The sequence below is a fragment of the Paenibacillus glycanilyticus genome (assembly GCF_051200795.1).
GTDB classification, from domain to species: Bacteria; Bacillota; Bacilli; order Paenibacillales; family Paenibacillaceae; genus Pristimantibacillus; species Pristimantibacillus glycanilyticus.
Map to the genome: position 1 here is coordinate 162,501 of NZ_CP195155.1, position 17,432 is coordinate 179,932.

The 17,432-nt window shown below is 52.1% G+C and carries 17 protein-coding genes, 6 tRNA genes and 1 rRNA gene (1 of these 24 only partly in view); 23 read left to right on the top strand and 1 reads right to left on the bottom strand.

The window, feature by feature from the left end; all coding sequences use genetic code 11:
- From ACR9FF_RS00820 to ACR9FF_RS00850, 7 genes are all read left to right on the top strand, one after another.
- A 23S ribosomal RNA gene (locus ACR9FF_RS00820) occupies positions 1-862 on the top strand; it begins 2,071 nt to the left of the window's first position.
- A 101-nt stretch (positions 863-963) separates the two neighbouring features.
- A tRNA-Met gene (locus ACR9FF_RS00825) sits at positions 964-1,040 on the top strand.
- A 7-nt stretch (positions 1,041-1,047) separates the two neighbouring features.
- Positions 1,048-1,123 (top strand) — tRNA-Val (locus ACR9FF_RS00830).
- 23 nt (positions 1,124-1,146) lie between these two features.
- Positions 1,147-1,223 (top strand) — tRNA-Asp (locus ACR9FF_RS00835).
- A 20-nt stretch (positions 1,224-1,243) separates the two neighbouring features.
- Positions 1,244-1,319 (top strand) — tRNA-Phe (locus ACR9FF_RS00840).
- Between the two features lie 9 nt (positions 1,320-1,328).
- Positions 1,329-1,412, top strand: a tRNA-Tyr gene (locus ACR9FF_RS00845).
- A 14-nt stretch (positions 1,413-1,426) separates the two neighbouring features.
- Positions 1,427-1,502: transfer RNA gene (locus ACR9FF_RS00850), tRNA-Lys, on the top strand.
- 109 nt (positions 1,503-1,611) lie between these two features.
- Here ACR9FF_RS00850 and ssuE read toward each other — a convergent pair.
- Positions 1,612-2,166, bottom strand: coding sequence for an NADPH-dependent FMN reductase (gene ssuE, locus ACR9FF_RS00855; RefSeq protein WP_435172015.1), 555 nt, complete (start codon positions 2,164-2,166; stop codon positions 1,612-1,614).
- A 186-nt stretch (positions 2,167-2,352) separates the two neighbouring features.
- On the opposite strand from ssuE, the gene ACR9FF_RS00860 reads away from it, so the two are divergent.
- The 16 genes from ACR9FF_RS00860 to hisIE all read left to right on the top strand — a co-directional run bounded on the left by ACR9FF_RS00860 (position 2,353) and on the right by hisIE (position 17,423).
- Positions 2,353-3,300, top strand: a complete 948-nt coding sequence (locus ACR9FF_RS00860) for an MraY family glycosyltransferase (protein WP_435168265.1) — start codon at positions 2,353-2,355, stop codon at positions 3,298-3,300.
- Positions 3,301-3,376: 76 nt separating this feature from the next.
- The gene (locus tag ACR9FF_RS00865; RefSeq protein WP_127498625.1) at positions 3,377-4,519 is read left to right on the top strand and encodes a PucR family transcriptional regulator; all 1,143 of its coding nucleotides are present in this window, start codon (positions 3,377-3,379) and stop codon (positions 4,517-4,519) included.
- An 87-nt stretch (positions 4,520-4,606) separates the two neighbouring features.
- Positions 4,607-5,728: an ABC transporter ATP-binding protein gene (locus ACR9FF_RS00870; protein WP_116394273.1), complete on the top strand. Its 1,122-nt coding sequence runs from the start codon at positions 4,607-4,609 to the stop codon at positions 5,726-5,728.
- 182 nt (positions 5,729-5,910) lie between these two features.
- A complete protein-coding gene (locus ACR9FF_RS00875) occupies positions 5,911-6,453 on the top strand; it encodes a sigma-70 family RNA polymerase sigma factor (RefSeq protein ID WP_435168268.1) in 543 nt (180 codons plus the stop codon).
- 19 nt (positions 6,454-6,472) lie between these two features.
- Entirely contained in the window at positions 6,473-7,834 is a 1,362-nt protein-coding gene (locus ACR9FF_RS00880; protein ID WP_435168270.1) for a DUF4179 domain-containing protein, read from the top strand.
- A 124-nt stretch (positions 7,835-7,958) separates the two neighbouring features.
- On the top strand, positions 7,959-8,897 hold the full coding sequence (gene hprK, locus ACR9FF_RS00885; protein ID WP_435168272.1) for an HPr(Ser) kinase/phosphatase: 939 nt from the start codon (positions 7,959-7,961) through the stop codon (positions 8,895-8,897).
- Positions 8,898-8,951: 54 nt separating this feature from the next.
- Entirely contained in the window at positions 8,952-9,914 is a 963-nt protein-coding gene (gene lgt, locus ACR9FF_RS00890) for a prolipoprotein diacylglyceryl transferase (protein ID WP_201009086.1), read from the top strand.
- Between the two features lie 29 nt (positions 9,915-9,943).
- Complete coding sequence (ppaX, locus tag ACR9FF_RS00895) at positions 9,944-10,597, top strand: pyrophosphatase PpaX (protein ID WP_201009085.1); 654 nt, start codon at positions 9,944-9,946, stop codon at positions 10,595-10,597.
- 4 nt (positions 10,598-10,601) lie between these two features.
- Positions 10,602-11,132 carry an acyltransferase gene (locus ACR9FF_RS00900; protein ID WP_162862778.1) on the top strand — a complete coding sequence of 177 codons (531 nt, stop codon included), beginning with the start codon at positions 10,602-10,604 and terminating at the stop codon, positions 11,130-11,132.
- Between the two features lie 322 nt (positions 11,133-11,454).
- Complete coding sequence (locus ACR9FF_RS00905) at positions 11,455-12,678, top strand: ATP phosphoribosyltransferase regulatory subunit (protein WP_127498612.1); 1,224 nt, start codon at positions 11,455-11,457, stop codon at positions 12,676-12,678.
- A complete protein-coding gene (hisG, locus tag ACR9FF_RS00910; protein WP_012772162.1) occupies positions 12,675-13,319 on the top strand; it encodes an ATP phosphoribosyltransferase in 645 nt (214 codons plus the stop codon). Before ACR9FF_RS00905 ends, hisG begins: the two co-directional genes overlap by 4 nt.
- Positions 13,320-13,364: 45 nt before the next feature.
- Positions 13,365-14,651, top strand: a complete 1,287-nt coding sequence (hisD, locus tag ACR9FF_RS00915; protein WP_435168275.1) for a histidinol dehydrogenase — start codon at positions 13,365-13,367, stop codon at positions 14,649-14,651.
- 45 nt (positions 14,652-14,696) lie between these two features.
- Complete coding sequence (gene hisB, locus ACR9FF_RS00920; RefSeq protein WP_435168277.1) at positions 14,697-15,293, top strand: imidazoleglycerol-phosphate dehydratase HisB; 597 nt, start codon at positions 14,697-14,699, stop codon at positions 15,291-15,293.
- Between the two features lies 1 nt (position 15,294).
- Positions 15,295-15,918 carry an imidazole glycerol phosphate synthase subunit HisH gene (hisH, locus tag ACR9FF_RS00925; protein WP_116394263.1) on the top strand — a complete coding sequence of 208 codons (624 nt, stop codon included), beginning with the start codon at positions 15,295-15,297 and terminating at the stop codon, positions 15,916-15,918.
- 48 nt (positions 15,919-15,966) lie between these two features.
- Complete coding sequence (gene hisF / locus ACR9FF_RS00930) at positions 15,967-16,725, top strand: imidazole glycerol phosphate synthase subunit HisF (RefSeq protein WP_435168279.1); 759 nt, start codon at positions 15,967-15,969, stop codon at positions 16,723-16,725.
- A complete protein-coding gene (gene hisIE, locus ACR9FF_RS00935; protein ID WP_435168281.1) occupies positions 16,722-17,423 on the top strand; it encodes a bifunctional phosphoribosyl-AMP cyclohydrolase/phosphoribosyl-ATP diphosphatase HisIE in 702 nt (233 codons plus the stop codon). The genes hisF and hisIE overlap by 4 nt, the downstream gene beginning before the upstream one ends.
- Positions 17,424-17,432 lie beyond the last annotated feature (9 nt).

Genomic DNA, 17,432 nt, shown 5'->3' on the forward strand with positions numbered 1-17,432 from the left:
AGATGCAGGTTACCCGCGACAAGACGGAAAGACCCCATGGAGCTTTACTGCAGCTTGATATTGGACTTTGGTACGATCTGTACAGGATAGGTGGGAGCCTGAGAAGCATGAGCGCCAGCTTGTGTGGAGGCGACGTTGGGATACCACCCTGATCGTATCGGAGTTCTAACCTGCTACCCTGAATCGGGTAGAGGGACCGTGTCAGGTGGGCAGTTTGACTGGGGCGGTCGCCTCCTAAAATGTAACGGAGGCGCCCAAAGGTTCCCTCAGAATGGTTGGAAATCATTCGTAGAGTGCAAAGGCATAAGGGAGCTTGACTGCGAGACCAACAAGTCGAGCAGGGACGAAAGTCGGGCTTAGTGATCCGGTGGTACCGAATGGAAGGGCCATCGCTCAACGGATAAAAGCTACCCTGGGGATAACAGGCTTATCTCCCCCAAGAGTCCACATCGACGGGGAGGTTTGGCACCTCGATGTCGGCTCATCGCATCCTGGGGCTGAAGTAGGTCCCAAGGGTTGGGCTGTTCGCCCATTAAAGCGGTACGCGAGCTGGGTTCAGAACGTCGTGAGACAGTTCGGTCCCTATCTGTCGCGGGCGCAGGAAATTTGAGAGGAGCTGTCCTTAGTACGAGAGGACCGGGATGGACGTACCGCTGGTGTACCAGTTGTTCCGCCAGGAGCACCGCTGGGTAGCCAAGTACGGACGGGATAAGCGCTGAAAGCATCTAAGCGTGAAGCCCCCCTCAAGATGAGATTTCCCAATTAGTAAGACCCCTTGAAGACGACGAGGTTGATAGGTTCGGGGTGGAAGCACAGCAATGTGTGGAGCTGACGAATACTAATCGGTCGAGGGCTTATCCTAAAGACTTAAGGAATCATTATTTCGCATCCAGTTTTCAGGGCGCAATGCTCTGATCTTACAGTACTCCTACGGACTGTAAGCGACACTAGTAGGACAAGCGTGGCGGTGTAGCTCAGCTGGCTAGAGCGTACGGTTCATACCCGTGAGGTCGGGGGTTCGATCCCCTTCGCCGCTACCATATATCAGGAGGCTTAGCTCAGCTGGGAGAGCATCTGCCTTACAAGCAGAGGGTCGGGGGTTCGATCCCCTCAGCCTCCACCATATATGTTTTTGCAATGATCCATGGAGCTGTGGTGTAGAGGCCTAACATGCCTGCCTGTCACGCAGGAGACCGCGGGTTCGAATCCCGTCAGCTCCGCCATTTTTTTTGCCCATATGCAAGGCTCGGTAGCTCAGTTGGTAGAGCAGAGGACTGAAAATCCTCGTGTCGGCGGTTCGATTCCGTCCCGAGCCACCATTTGCTTTTGGAGGGTTAGCGAAGTGGCCAAACGCGGGAGACTGTAAATCTCTTCCTAACGGTTCGGTGGTTCGAATCCATCACCCTCCACCACTTCTCATTATTGAGAGCCATTAGCTCAGTTGGTAGAGCACCTGACTTTTAATCAGGGTGTCGAAGGTTCGAGTCCTTCATGGCTCACCATTTATTCAAACGTTCAACCCGTAGACTCCGATCTGCGGGTTTTTTGATGTTTTATAATGATATTAAAGAAAGCCTGAAGGATAGGATCCCTCAGGCTTATTTTTATGGCTTATTTAATTTTACGAATACGCAGTTCTTCAACAATCTCGGCCACGGAAGCATCCAGGCGTTGTTTAAGGTCTTCATTCAGTTCAAACTGCGATTCGCCAACGCCGGCATCGATGCGGGCGATCTGCGAGTCAATGGCGTAAACGCCGCTGCCGAAATGCTTAGCATTAAGCGAAGAAAGAACAGGCTTAAGCGCATAGTCGATCGAGAGCAAGTGGGCAATGGTTCCGCCGATGAACAGAGGGGTAACGAATTTATCGGTAAGGCCTTTTTGCGGGAGCAGGTCCAGGAAGGTCTTGAGTACGCCGGTGAAGGATGCTTTGTAAACCGGGCTTGCAATGATAACAACATCTGCAGCTTCAACAATGGCAGCAGCCTCAACGATGGCCGGGCTATCGAAACGCGCATGGATAAGGTCCTCAGCTGGAAGAGAAGCCACCGTAATATGATTGAAGGAGATGCCTTTATCCGACAGATGCGATTCCACATATTGCGTAATACCTGCTAAACGGGATCCGGGATTAGGGCTTCCGGACAAAATAACAACCTGAGACATCATATCCACTCCTTAATTATATAAATTCCGATATGTAAACTATGGATTAATCCTAACATGAGAATTTCCAATCGTCAAACACATTATAACGCTGACGGGAAAGATTTTAATCATTTTTTTCCTCAGGGTAGGGAACAATGTTGAAAGCTATAACAAATGATGTGACAGACGAAGGGGAACATTCGAATGACGTACTGGCTGGCTGTAGGTATGAGCGCTGTTCTGACGATTGTTTTTGTACCCGTTATGCAGAAGATAGCACTTAAATACGGAATCGTAGATCGTCCGAACTGGCGCAAAATTCATAATCGGCCCATACCTCTAATGGGCGGAGCGGCATTGTATGTGGCATGCGTGGCTACGATTATTGCTTTTCAGGGTATAACGCCACTGAGTTTAAGCATTACGGTTGGCGGGGCTCTGCTTGTATGTATCGGGCTCATGGATGATGCCTCCAAATCGAAGGGAAAGGATTTTCCGATCTGGCCTAGGGTCATTATTTATTTGAGCGTATCGATGATTCCGCTGTTTTTCGGCATACATATGGACGGCATCATGAATCCGGCTAATGGCCATTTTGTCGGCTTCCCGGTGTGGTTTGATGCGCTTGGCACGATCATTTGGGTGTTTGCCCTTATTAATATGATCAACTTCATTGACGGGGTAGACGGACTTGCCTCCGGAGTATGCACGCTGTCCTCCATGACTTTGTTTGTTACGGCACTCATTAAAGGACAAGGGGATATTGGAGTAACAGCTATCATTATCGGCGGCGCCTGTATCGGCTTCCTGATCTATAATTTCCATCCTGCCCGGATTTTTATGGGAGATGCCGGAGCAACGTTCCTGGGCTATACGCTTGCCGTTATCGCCATCGATGGCGCATTCAAGAAAGCAACCTTCATCACGATACTCGTTCCGTTGCTGGCTCTAGGTCTGCCTATTCTGGATACGGTAATTGTTATGCTCCGCAGGCTTGCTACGGGCAAGGGCCTGCATCAGGCGGATAAGCTGCATACCCACCATGCCTTAATGCGCTGGGGGCTGACGCAGGTGCAGACCGTCTCCTTCATGTATTTGATTGCGGCGCTCTTCTCTTTGCTCTCGATCCTGCTGCTCGTAATGAAAGGCTGAACCAAGCAGCGGTTTTGTGTTACAATGACGAAAAATAAAGCGTCATTCTTGGAGCTGGAGATTGGAGTAATGTAAAATGAGCACGACAGATTGGTTAACCCCGCTGCAGCACATTTTGAACTGTCAGGTTCGGTTCATTACGTTCTCATTATCGGACTGGAAGGGCCTTGTGCAGCAAGCGGATACAAGCTGGGCTTACGACGATAACCGCGATAAGATATCGGAAGGCAATCGCGCAGCGAATAACGGAAGGACATGGATTGTTGTTAAAGTGTCGGGCAATGCGGTGGAAACACTGGAGATCGACGGAGAGCTGAAACAGGCAGAGGCGGAGTTGATTACTTGGACCCTGCAGTGGAATCAGGCCCAGCAGCAGCTGGCCCCCAAGCCGAGTACACTTTCCGAGAGCGAGTCATTCGCCTTAAAGCTTAGCGAGTGGATACAGCAGCAGCTTGAATCGGAGGAGCCTTCGTATTCGATTCCCGATCATCTAACGGCCGGCGGCAAGCTGTTCGCGGAGATGATTCCTTTCTTATTAGTAACGGAATACACCAACGGCAAGCAGGCATCCTACCCGGAGCTTGAGAAGCTTCTGCGCTCTTTTCTTGCCGAGGATATTCTGCTTATTCCGTTGAAGAATCAAGAGTGGCTGATTTGGGGACCTGTCTCCCTGTTGAAAGAAGCCGACAGCGAATTTATGGAAGACGAGGACGAAGAAACCGTTGAGGACAGCCTGACTTCTATCTGTCATGGCTTGCATGAGATGCTGGCGAGCGAATGGATCGGCGAATGCCATCTGGCCGTCGCGCATCCGGTATGTCCGGCCAAAGGAATCGTGGAGACAACCGTACTGCTGCGAGAGACGATTAATCTTGGCCGCAAGTTCCACGTAGGGACAAGCATTCATCTTCCGTGGATGCTGCAGCTGGAAAGACTGCTCAACGCTATTCCGGAAGTTCAGCGCTCAAGATATCTGGAGCACGCGCTTAAACGTACGGAGCTTTTTGTCGAGGCGGAGATGCTTGCAACCCTGGAGACCTTTTTCTCGCTTGACTGCAATGTGAGCGAAACCGCAAAGAAGCTTTATATTCACCGGAATACGTTATTATATCGTTTAGATAAGCTGAAACAGGAAACCGGATTGGATGTTCGCCAGTTCCGGGATGCTGTTTTAGTCAAAATAATTTTACTATTGTACAAAGTTACGAAAAGGAATTAGTTTTTTTGTAAAGTATGTGCATAGTCACAAACGGGCCTGTGAGATAAGATATACCCATAAGAAATTTTCTTTTAGGGGGACATTCAAATGGCAGGCGTACGTTTAGAAGGCATTTACAAAAAATACCCGGGTTCCGACAAAGCTTCGGTAACTGATGTTAACCTTGACATTAAGGACAAAGAGTTTTTGGTACTGGTAGGACCTTCCGGCTGTGGTAAATCGACAACTCTTCGTATGATCGCAGGTCTTGAAGAAATCTCCGAGGGTAAGCTGTACATCGGCGACCGCGTCGTAAATGACGTAGCACCGAAAGACCGCGACATCGCGATGGTATTCCAATCCTACGCGTTGTACCCGCACATGAACGTTTATCAAAACATGGCGTTCGGTCTTAAACTTCGTAAATTCAAAAAAGCAGACATCGACAAACGCGTTCGTGAAGCTGCTAAAATTCTTGATATCGAGCATTTGCTGGATCGTAAACCAAAAGCTCTCTCCGGCGGTCAACGTCAACGTGTAGCTTTGGGACGCGCTATCGTTCGTGAACCACAAGTATTCTTGATGGACGAACCACTCTCCAACTTGGACGCTAAACTTCGCGGTCAAATGCGTGCTGAGATCAGCAAGCTGACTAAACGTCTTGAAACAACTACTATCTACGTAACGCATGACCAGATCGAAGCAATGACAATGGGTGACCGTATCGTTGTTATGAAAGACGGTTTCATTCAACAAACAGCTTCTCCTGAAGAGCTGTACAACCACCCGGTAAACATCTTCGTAGCTGGCTTCATCGGCGCTCCTTCGATGAACTTCATCACAGGTACGCTTGCTGATCAAGGCGGTACACTGAAATTCAAAACAACTGGCGTTGACGTTGTTGTGCCTGAAGGCAAAGCAGCTACTCTTCGTTCCAAAGGTTATATCGGCAAAGAAGTAATCCTGGGCATTCGTCCGGAAGATCTTCACGAAGAGCCAGTGTTCCTGGAAGCTTCCGCTAACACAATCGTTAATGCTAACGTTGAGGTAGCTGAAAACCTGGGTCACGAAATGTACCTGTACCTGAACGGTATCGGCTCCGACACAGTAATCGCACGCGTTGACGGTCGTTCGACTCTGCGTGACGGTTCCACTGTTAAGCTTGCTCTGGACATGAACAAAGTTCATATGTTCGACAAAGAGTCCGAGCTGAACATTTTCGAGAACTAATTCTTACTCTTACAACAAGGTCGTCTCCCTTTGGGGGGGCGGCCTTTTTTACCTCTATTGGGGTTGTTCATTATTGGACAGTCCAATAGAGGTTTTTTGCATGGTTCAAAAATAAAAAAACCGAAATTGCCATTTAGGCGTCTAATACATAACGAAACAGGAGGATTGGAAAGGGAGGGACTATGGACAGAGATGAATATGCGGCGGCAGCAATAAAAGGGGACGACGATGCGCTTATTGCGCGTATTCAAATGGATCAGAGCCGCCTCTACGGCATTGCTTATTCTTATATGCGTAATGAGACCGATGCGCTTGAAGCCGTCCAGGAAACAACCTTCCGGGTATGGAGTAAAAGGCGTTCCTTACGGGACTCGAAGGTTTTTACGACTTGGGTTACGAGGATTCTTATCCGAGTGTGTCTCGATGAGCGTAAAAAACGGCTCCGTGAACGTCCGCTGCGCAACGAGCTTTTGGAAAGAGATGCTCAAACGGCTGATGAACATGGCATTGACCGTCTGGATATGGCGGTTCAGTTGCAAAAGCTGCCCTCCAAATACCGGATGGTTATTGTACTGAAGTATTACCGCGATATGACGATTACGGAAATTGCCGAATTGCTGGAGAAGCCGGACGGAACGATTCGGACATGGCTTCATCAGGCTCTAAAGCGATTAAGGGCGAATAGCGCATACGGAAAGGAGGGGATGAAGGTTGAGTGGGAATAAGCCGGAGCTTGAACAGGGAATGGAACAGCTTTTACTGGAGGATAAGGCGGCGGTACAACGGATATTAAACCAAGGTTCGGACGAATCCTTTGCTGCAGCGGTTAGAATAGGCGTGCAGAAGGGAAGAGAGCAGCTCAAGAGAAGGAAAAGAAGCAGACTGACTTTGCAGATGGCGGCAGCGGCAGCCTGCATACTAGTTCTGCTTACTGCTTGCATCCGGGTATCCCCTGCTTTTGCGGAGCTAATGCGAGAGATACCGGGTTTGAATGGGGTTGTTGAGTTAATCCAAGGGGATTCCACGCTGACAAGTGCTATAAACCATGAGTTTATCCAGCCGGTCAACAAGTCGGTCAGTAAGAATGGTTATACGCTGAAGGTGGATGGGATTATGGCCGATCAGCAGCGGATAGTCATTTTTTATACAGCCGAGGGGCCGGAGATTAGTAAAGATGCATCTAGAATGGAATACAAAATTGCGGATGGTAATGGGGATTCATTAGAAGCCATGATAGGAAGCAATTATTATAGTATCGGAAAGACGGAGACGGAACAGGATACTGCGAATAGTATCCATGACATGGTGGATATTATGTTGGGTGACGGTGTTCCTGTCCCGAGCGAAATTCAGTTTAGCCTGAAGCTCGGCGGTGAATGGCATGAGGTAGATATTGAGGTGGATCGTAGCCGTTTTGAGGAATTAAGGGAAGATATCGCTTTAAATAAGACGATTGATATAGGCGGGCAAAAATTCATCATTGAGAAAGCACTTGTTACGCCATTACAAGCATCTGTAACGATCCGGAAAGTACCGGATTCACGGATGCGCGCCAATCATTTTGTTCAATTAGCTCTCGTCGATGAGAAGGGGCGCCGTTGGGAGACAAAAGGCGGCTTCGGGATGCTGGACGATGGTATAACAACGCTCACGTTCCAGAGCAATTATTTTGAAAGACCGAAGCATCTAAGCTTGGTGGCGGACGGACTGCTTCTTTCGCCAAAAGGACGTAAGTTTGTCATTAATACAGAAACCGGAGAAACATTAGAGACGCCGGATGACCGAATCCAATTAACGAGCGTAAAGGCAACCACTTCAGGGATCAAATTATCAATTGAAGCAAAGCGTCTAAGTGAGCCGGAGCAAGGGTATGGTTATTGGCTGCTTGATTACAAAGCGACATTTCATGACGCAACGGGCGCGGAATTTAGGTTAGAGGAAGGGGATGGCGTGCAAAGCAGCTGGAGAGGAAATGCAGACGGTTCCGGAGGAACGTACGAAGCTTACTACACCATTCCCGACAAACCGTATAAACAGCCGTTAACTTTTGAACTGTATGAATACCCGGGATATGTCGAACAACCCGTGAACGTGGCTATAAAATGATGAAAAGCGCTGAGCGACGGAGAAACGTTGCGTTCGGCGCTTTTTTCCTTTACGATGAAGCTATTGGTAATGGATTACACCCTTCATATAACTTAATTGGGAACGCAAGTGAGGAGGCCGTTCGATGGCTAAGAAAGTAAAAGTATCGGAGCTAGTACAACATTTCTCGATGGAGATCGTATCCGGCGAAGACGGCTTGAAGCGTTCTATTCTGGTTGATGATCTGTATCGCCCGGGTCTGGAGATGGCAGGGTATTTCGATTATCATCCGCATGAGCGGGTGCAACTGCTCGGAAAGACGGAGCTTACGTTCCTCAGCACGCTGACAAGCGAAGAGCGCAGAAGCCGCTTTGAACAGCTGTGTCACGAGAATACGCCATGTATTATTTTAACCCGGGGGTTCGAGGCGCCGGAGGAGCTGGTCGAGTACTCCAACATGACGCAAATCGCAGTGCTTCGCAGTAATGTGGCGACAACGATCCTGCAGAGCCGGATTACGGACTTCCTGGAGAAAAAGCTTGCCCCAACCGCAACAATTCATGGGGTTCTGGTAGACGTATACGGTGTCGGAATGCTTATTACGGGCGGCAGCGGCATCGGTAAAAGCGAAACGGCGCTTGAGCTAGTTAAACGCGGCCATCGCCTTGTAGCCGATGATGCGGTAGAGATCCGCCAGACCTCCGATGGGCAGCTGTTCGGCAGCGCGCCGGAGCTGATTCGCCATCTGCTCGAGATTCGGGGCTTAGGTATCATCAACGTGATGACGCTGTTCGGTGCCGGAGCGGTACGGACAAGTAAGCGGATTACGCTTGTTATCAAGCTCGAGAACTGGCAGCAGGACAAACAGTATGACCGTCTTGGCCTGGATGAGGAGAAAACAAGAATCATTGATACGGATGTACCGCTTGTAACGGTACCGGTTCGCCCTGGCCGAAATCTGGCTGTCATTATCGAGGTTGCGGCCATGAACTTCCGTCTGAAGCGAATGGGCTATAACGCCGCTCTGCAATTTACGAATAAGCTGACCGAGACGATTGCCGAAGATACGGATGACTTCGATTGATCGTTATAGGGAAGGCATAGCAGAATAGACCTCTTATAGAAGGAGCACGGAACAATGAATCTGTTAATTGATCCAACGGCATTTTCCATCGGGGACATTCATGTGCGTTGGTACGGGATCATTCTCGGTACGGCGGCTCTGGTTGGCTTGCTTCTTGCCGTACAGGAAGGGAAAAGATTCGGCATCAAGCCGGAATTTTTCATGGACCTGCTGCTGCTTGGCGTGCCTTCGGCCGTCATCTGCGCGAGAATTTATTATGTGGCGTTCACTTGGGACGAGTACAAGAACAATTTCGTGGACGTATTTAAAATCTGGAACGGCGGGATTGCCATCTACGGCGCCTTGATCGGAGCTTTTCTATGCGGATATTTCTACTTCCGTTATAAAGGATATTCGTTCTGGCGGATGGTGGATATATGCGCGCCCGGACTGCTGGCCGGCCAAATGATTGGCCGTTGGGGCAATTTCATGAACCAGGAGGCCTATGGCGGTCCGGTAGACGAGAGCTTCCTGCGGAATACGCTGCATTTGCCTGATTTTATCGTGAAGCAAATGTATGTCGCCAGTGAAGGCGTCTATCACCACCCGGCCTTTTTGTACGAATCGCTGTGGAGCTTGGTAGGCATTATAGTTCTGCTTGTCATCCGCCGTCAGAAATTCCTTCGTGCCGGTGAGCTTGTAGCGATCTACTTCATCTGGTATTCGATTGGACGGTTCTTCATTGAAGGCATCCGTACGGACAGCTTGGCCTTCCAAGGTCCGGGAGCATTAGGTTCCCTCATGGATGCTCTGTGGACGCCAATGACTTGGTTCGGTTTCGAACAAGGCTTCCTCGATCCGGCTTATGGCGATGTGCGGATCTCGCAATTGCTTGCGGTACTGCTCGTTATTGCGGCAGTTATCTTTATCGTTGTCCGCCGCGTAAACGGATGGGCAACTGTGCGTTACAACGATCCGATCGTATCCACGAAGGAAACATCGGCGCCTGTATCCGACGCAAAAACGGACAACCTGTAAGTCTTAACAGCAGTAGGAGTGAAGCAAGCATGACGAGCAATATCAAAACGATGCTATTCGATCTGGATGGCACGATTATGGATACGAATGAGCTGATTATCCGTTCCTTTATGGAGTCGCTGAAAGGCTTGGTACCCGAAGACTTCGGGAGAGAGCATATTATTCCGAGCATGGGTCTTACGCTTGAGGCGCAATTTCAAAATTTTACGGGTCTTACGGATGTCGGGCATCTAATAAAGGCTTACCGTACCGTAAATACAAAGCTTCATGACGAGCTGCTGCGGCCATTCCCTTATACGAACGAAGTCATGAAGGACTTGCATGAGCAGGGCATTCAGATTGGCGTTGTTACAACCAAGATCCGGATGTCGACGGAGCGGGGAATGAAGTTTTGCGGGCTGTACGATTATGTAGACGCGTTTGTTACGGTGGATGATGTCGTTAATCCCAAGCCGCATCCGGAGCCCGTTCTTATGGCACTGGAGATGCTGAACGCGGACCCGGCCACAACGATCATGATAGGCGACAGTGCCGTCGACATGATCTCCGCCAAGGAAGCGGGCGTAATTCCCGTTGGCGTAGCCTGGTCCCTTAAGGGCGGGGAGCTGCTGAAGGAGAACGGAGCGCAGTATATCATCGATGATATGCGCGAGTTGTACGCATTCGCGGGAATGGAGCGATAGCCTTGTGCGGAACGTGGAGCGTTATCCGGTAGAGGGGCCAAATGCCCTATGGCAGATGTACCGGACGGTTAGCCGGTTTAAGGCGGTTCGTAATTTTATCGCTATCCAGGCGGCTCGGTACTGCCCGGAACTGACGGTGAAGAATTGGATCTACCGCAATATCCTCGGCATGAAGGTTGGGAAGCAGACGGCTTTTGCCCTGATGGTGATGGTGGATGTTTTCTTTCCGGAACGGATCGAAGTTGGGGATAATACGATAATCGGCTACAATACAACGATTTTGACCCACGAATATTTAATCAAGGAATACCGGCTCGGCGCGGTGAAGATTGGCTCGAATGTGATGATTGGCGCCAACTCCACCATCTTGCCCGGTGTGACGATTGGGGATAATGCCGTTGTTGCGGCCGGTTCGGTCGTTCATAAGGATGTGCCCGCGAATACGTTTGTAGGCGGCAATCCGATACGGGAGATCAGTCGGACGGACGCCGGAGAGCGCAAGGATGAAGATAAGCGGGTCTTGCTGAGATCATAGCGGCCGGCAGCGGCTACAGGGGAAAAGCCTCACTATTCGCATCTCTTGAGAGAGCGGATAGCGGGGCTTTCTTGCTGGATATTTCGTTTGGAGGACGTATCCGGTTCACCTTGAATTCTAAGCGTTTATAAGTTTTCATTTTCATATAAACACGGCTTAGAATTCTCCGGATTGAAACGCGCTCTTCCGCCTTAGGGTGGCGGAGCCGGTTCACCTTGACGGAAGGCAATGTTCATGCTAATATTACGATTAACATTTTATTTTGGTAGCATGGTAACATGGTAGCGCTTTAATATACTAAAGTATTTGAAGGTGAGTAGAGATGTCCAAACCTAAAGTTTTTGAGAAGCCAATTGGCGTAAAAGATTATCTCCCCGGCGCGGTAGCGAAGCTCCGCCATATTGAACGCGATGTGCTGGCCTGCATGAAAGGCTGGGGCTACGAACAAATTATTACACCAACAATGGAATACTACGACACGGTAGGCGTCGCGAGCTCGACATCGGACCAGAAGCTGTTCAAGCTGCTCAATAATCGGGGTACGACACTCGTGCTGCGTTCGGATATGACAGCTCCGATTGCGCGCGTTGTATCCTCGCTGTTGAAGGAATCGCAGTTCCCCCTTCGTTTGTCCTATCACGGCAACGTATTCCGCTCGATCGAAGAGGAGTCGGGGCGCGAGGCGGAGTTCTTCCAGACGGGGGTAGAGCTCGTTGGCGATGCGTCCGCGGAAGCCGATGCGGAAGTGGTGGCATTGGCTATCGCTTCGCTTAAGGCGGCAGGCGTTGACCGGTTCAAAATCGCGATTGGCCATGTCGGCTTCCTGAACGGCTTGTTCGAGGAGACGCTGGCGGGACGCGTGGAAGCGCAAGAGCAGCTGAAATCTTGTCTTTTGAACCGCGATTACGTCGGTTACCGGGAAAGCCTTCGCGGTCTTAAGCTGGAAGAGCCGGTTCAACGCGAGCTGGAAGGAATTCTTCGTCTGCGCGGCGGCCAGGAGATCTGCGAGCAAGCGCTACAGCTAAGCGCTGACGCGACTGCCCAGGAGTCGATCCGCCATCTCTGCGAGATTTGGGATGTGCTCAAGGCATACGGCGTATGCGAGCATGTACTGATCGACCTGACGATGATTGGCGATTTCTCCTATTATACCGGCATGACGTTTGAGGGTTATGCGGCGGATCTTGGCTTCCCGGTAGCAAGCGGCGGACGCTATGACAATCTGCTCAGCCAATTCGGACGTCCGGCACCGGCTACGGGCTTCGCGCTGAAGACTACGCGTATTCTGGAGCTGGTAGGCGCGGAAGAGGACACAGCGGGCACTACGCGCGTCCTGATCGGTTATGACGGCGAAGGCCGTGCGGCTGCACTGGCATCGGCACAGCAGCTTCGCGAGCAAGGTACAGCCGTTATTACGGAGCGTATGACGGAAGAGGATTGGAAAGAGCTTGGCGAAGGCTCGTTTACTTATAAAGGCGTAGCCTATACGAAGGGACTGCCGTTCATCGGCGGCGTGGAAAAGGCGACAGGAGGCAGCAAGCGATGAGTGAGGCGAAAAAAGACATTCTAAAGGTTGCGATGCCAAAGGGCCGCATCTATAAGCAGGCTTCGAAGCTGTTCCGCGAAGCGGGTCTGCCGATCCCAAGCGACTTCGACGATACGCGCAAGCTGATTATCGAGCTTCCCGAAGTGGGCATGGAGTTTATTATGGCAAAGCCGGTTGACGTACCGACTTACGTGGAGTACGGCGTGGCCGATATCGGGATTGTAGGCAAGGACGTACTTATGGAAGAAAATAAGGATGTCTACGAGCTCCTGGATCTGGGAATCGCGAAATGCCGCATGTCCGTTATCGGATTAGCGGATTGGAAGCCGGTTATTAACCCGCGGGTTGCAACGAAGTATCCAAATGTAGCGTCGCAATACTTCCGCGAGCTGGGTCAACAAGTGGAAGTCATTAAGCTGAACGGCTCGATCGAGCTGGCACCGCTTATCGGTCTGGCTGACCGTATCGTCGACATGGTGGAAACGGGTCAGACGCTGCGCGAGAACGGACTGGTCGAGATGGAGCCAATCTTCCCGATTACAAGCCGTCTGATCGCGAACCGCGTCAGCTACCGGATGAAGAACGAAGCGATTCAAAGCTTGTGCGACCGCCTGCAGGATACGATTGCGGCTAAGGTCTAACACGCTGGACATATGGGATAAAGGTGAGGAAGGGGACGATAGCTTATGCGGATAATGAAGGCGGAGCAGTTTGGGCTGCAGCGCGAGGTGGAGTACGGAACGCCGGAGCAAAATGAAACGGTCCGTCAGATCGTCGAAGCGATCAAGGAGGAGGGGGACGCGGCGCTGCTGCGTTATACGGAGCAGCTGGACCGCGTCCGGATTGACGCGTCGTCGCTTCGCGTGACGCAGGAAGAGATCAGTGCGGCGTACGGGAAAGTGGACGCCGCGTTCCTCACGGCGATCCGCGAGGCAGCCGTGAACATTCGCGTATTCCACGAGAAGCAGATGCGTAACTCGTGGATGGATCTGCAGCCGGACGGTACGATGCTCGGGCAAATTCTCCGGCCGCTGAAGCGGGTCGGCGTATACGTGCCCGGCGGCAAGGCGGCGTACCCGTCGTCCGTGCTGATGAACGTTATTCCGGCGCAAGTAGCCGGCGTGCCGGAAATTGTAATGGTGACACCGCCTGCAACCGGCGGCAAGGAAGGAATCGACCCGTATATTCTCGTAGCCGCCGCGGAAGCGGGCGTGAAGGAAATGTACCGGGTCGGCGGCGCGCAAGCGATTGCCGCACTCGCTTACGGCACGGCAACGATTGCTCCGGTCGATAAGATTTGCGGACCGGGTAACATCTATGTCGCGCTGGCGAAGCGGACGGTATTCGGCGCCGTTGACATCGACAGCATTGCAGGCCCAAGCGAGATTGTCGTGCTGGCCGACGAAGGCGCCAATGCCTCGTATATCGCGGCCGACCTGCTGTCGCAGGCGGAGCATGACGAGATGGCGTCGGCAATCCTTGTAACGCCTTCGGAGACGCTCGCGGAAGCGGTAGCCGCCGAGGTGGAACGTCAGCTTGCCACCCTGCCGCGCGAAGCGATCGCGCGCGCATCCATCGACAGCTATGGCGCTGTTCTGCTCGTGGAATCGATCCAAGCAGGCATCGACGTCGTAAACAAGCTGGCGCCGGAGCACTTGGAAGTGCTGACGGCGGATCCGATGAGCCTCCTTGGCTTGATCGAGAATGCCGGCGCGATTTTCCTCGGACCTTACAGCTCGGAACCGGTTGGCGATTATTTTGCCGGACCTAACCATATCATCCCGACGAACGGAACCGCGCGGTTCTCCTCGCCGGTGAACGTGGACGATTTCCTGAAGAAGTCGAGCCTTATCTACTACAGCAAGGAAGCGCTGCTGAAGAACGGCAACAGCATTATGACGCTAGCGCGTCATGAAGGGCTGGAGGCGCATGCCCGCGCCATTCAGATCCGTTTGGAGCAGGAAGGCAATTAATAGGCAGCAGTCATAACCATTCATAATAGAAAGAAGGAATTGCAAGTGACGGATACAATACGGAAAGCGGAAGTTGCACGCAAAACCAATGAAACGGACATTAAGCTGAGCTTTGCGGTTGACGGCAGCGGCGAAGCGAAACTCGAGACGAACGTTCCGTTCCTGAACCATATGCTTGACTTGTTTACAAAGCACGGCCAATTCGACCTTACCGTTGAAGCGCGCGGTGACATCGATATCGACGATCACCACACGGTAGAAGATATCGGCATCTGCCTCGGCCAAACCCTGCGCGAAGCGCTGGGCGACAAACGCGGCATCAAGCGTTACGCGAGCGTATTTGTACCGATGGATGAGGCGCTGGCTCAAGTCATTATCGACGTCAGCAACCGTCCGCACTTTGAATACCGGGCGGAATATCCTTCGGCGCAAGTGGGCAGCTTCGAGACGGAGCTGGTTCACGAGTTCCTGTGGAAGCTTGCGCTGGAAGCGCGTATCACGCTGCACGTCATCGTTCACTACGGCAAGAACACGCATCATATGATCGAAGCGGTGTTCAAAGCCCTGGGACGCGCGATCGACGAAGCAACTACCATCGATCCTCGTGTACAAGGAGTGCCTTCAACGAAAGGAGTGCTGTAGCATGATCGCGATCATCGATTACGGCATGGGCAATCTGCACAGCGTAAGCAAAGCTGTGGAGCGTCTTGGGTACGAAGCGGTTGTAACGGCTGATCCAGCCGTTATCGCGGCTGCGGACGGAGCGATCCTCCCGGGCGTTGGCGCGTTTGGAGACGCGATGGAAAATCTTCGCGAGACGAAGCTGGACGAAGTGACCAAGGCTTATGCGGCTTCCGGCAAGCCGCTGCTTGGCATCTGCCTCGGCATGCAGCTCTTGTTCAGCCAGAGCGAGGAGCATGGCGTAAACGAGGGCTTGAACCTGCTCCCGGGCAAGGTCATCCGCTTCCAAGGCGATTACAAGGTGCCTCATATGGGCTGGAACAAGCTGAGCTTCCTCCAGTCCGACAGCCCGCTGTTCAAAGGGCTCGAGGAGGGCCATGTGTACTTCGTACACTCCTTCCACGCGAAACCGGAGGTCGCCAGCGACCTTCTCGCAACAACGGATTACTATCAGCAGGTAACGGCTATTGTCGGTCGCGACAACGTGCACGGCATGCAATTCCATCCGGAGAAAAGCAGTGACCTTGGCATCAAGCTGCTAGGCAACTTCCTTGCTTTAACGGGAAGCCCGGTAACGCAGCGATAAAATAGATCGGTTTTTTTAAAGCAAGAACGAGAGGGGAGCATGCACGAGATGCTGGCGAAACGTATTATTCCATGTCTGGACGTGAAGGACGGAAGGGTTGTCAAAGGAGTCAACTTCGTGAACCTGCGCGATGCGGGGGATCCGGTTGAGCTTGCGTCCACTTACGATCGGGAGGGCGCCGACGAGCTGGTTTTCCTCGATATTTCGGCTTCGGTTGAAGGCCGTGCCACCATGATTGAGGTCGTAAAGCGGACGGCCGGAGAGATCACCATTCCGTTTACGGTTGGCGGCGGGATCTCCCATGTTGACGATATGAAGCGGATCCTGCGCGCAGGCGCGGACAAAATCGCGATCAACACGGCGGCGGTTCTGAATCCTTCCCTAGTCAGCGACGGTGCCCGCAAATTCGGCTCGCAATGCATTGTCGTAGCCATTGACGCGAAGTACAACGAAGCTTGGGGCGAGTGGGAAGTATTCACGCATGGCGGCCGCAAGGAAACGGGCATTAAAGTGCTGGAGTGGGCGACTGAAATCGAACGCCTTGGAGCCGGAGAGATTCTGCTGACCAGCATGGATGCGGACGGCACGAAGGACGGATTCGATCTGAAGCTGACCCGTGCGGTTTCGGATTCGGTCGGCATTCCGGTCATTGCATCCGGCGGAGCGGGACGGATCGAGCATTTCTCCGATGTGTTCGAGGAAGGCCATGCGGATGCGGGCCTTGCCGCGACGATTTTCCACTACAAAGAAATGACGATTCGCGAAGTGAAGGATGATCTCAGGCAGAAAGGCGTGGAAGTGCGATGACGGAACAATTGGCAGAGCTTATCAAGTGGAGCGAGGACGGGCTTGTTCCGGCTATCGTGCAGGACGCGCAGAGCAAGGAAGTCCTGATGCTGGCCTATATGAACAAGGAGTCCCTGAAGCTGTCGGCGGAATCGGGAGTAACCTGGTTCTGGAGCCGTTCCCGCAATGAGCTGTGGAACAAGGGCGCAACCAGCGGCCATACTCAGCAGATCCGTTCGATGTCGTATGACTGCGATGCGGATACGCTGCTTGTACGCGTCGATCAGAAGGGCCCAGCTTGCCACACCGGCTCATACTCCTGCTTCTTCAACGAGATTGAAGTAGCCGGGGCTGAGAAGGCTGCCGACGCTGCGAAGGCGTCCTCCAATGACCGCTTCGGCATTCTTGGCGAGCTCGAGGGCGTCATCGCACAGCGTTACGCGGAGCGTCCTGAAGGTGCTTATACGACGTATTTGTTCGAGAAGGGTCTCGATAAAATTTTGAAAAAAGTCGGGGAAGAAGCAACCGAAGCGATTATCGCTGCCAAAAACGGCGATAACGACGAGCTTCGATCCGAAGCAAGCGACCTGTTGTTTCATCTGCTCGTGCTGCTGCGGGAACGCGGCTTGCCGCTTGACGACGTTATGACGGAGCTGCAAAGCCGCCACGGCAAGCCCGCGTCTAACAATGCGATGAGAAGAGAACAAGCGGGCAAATAATTTTTGAAG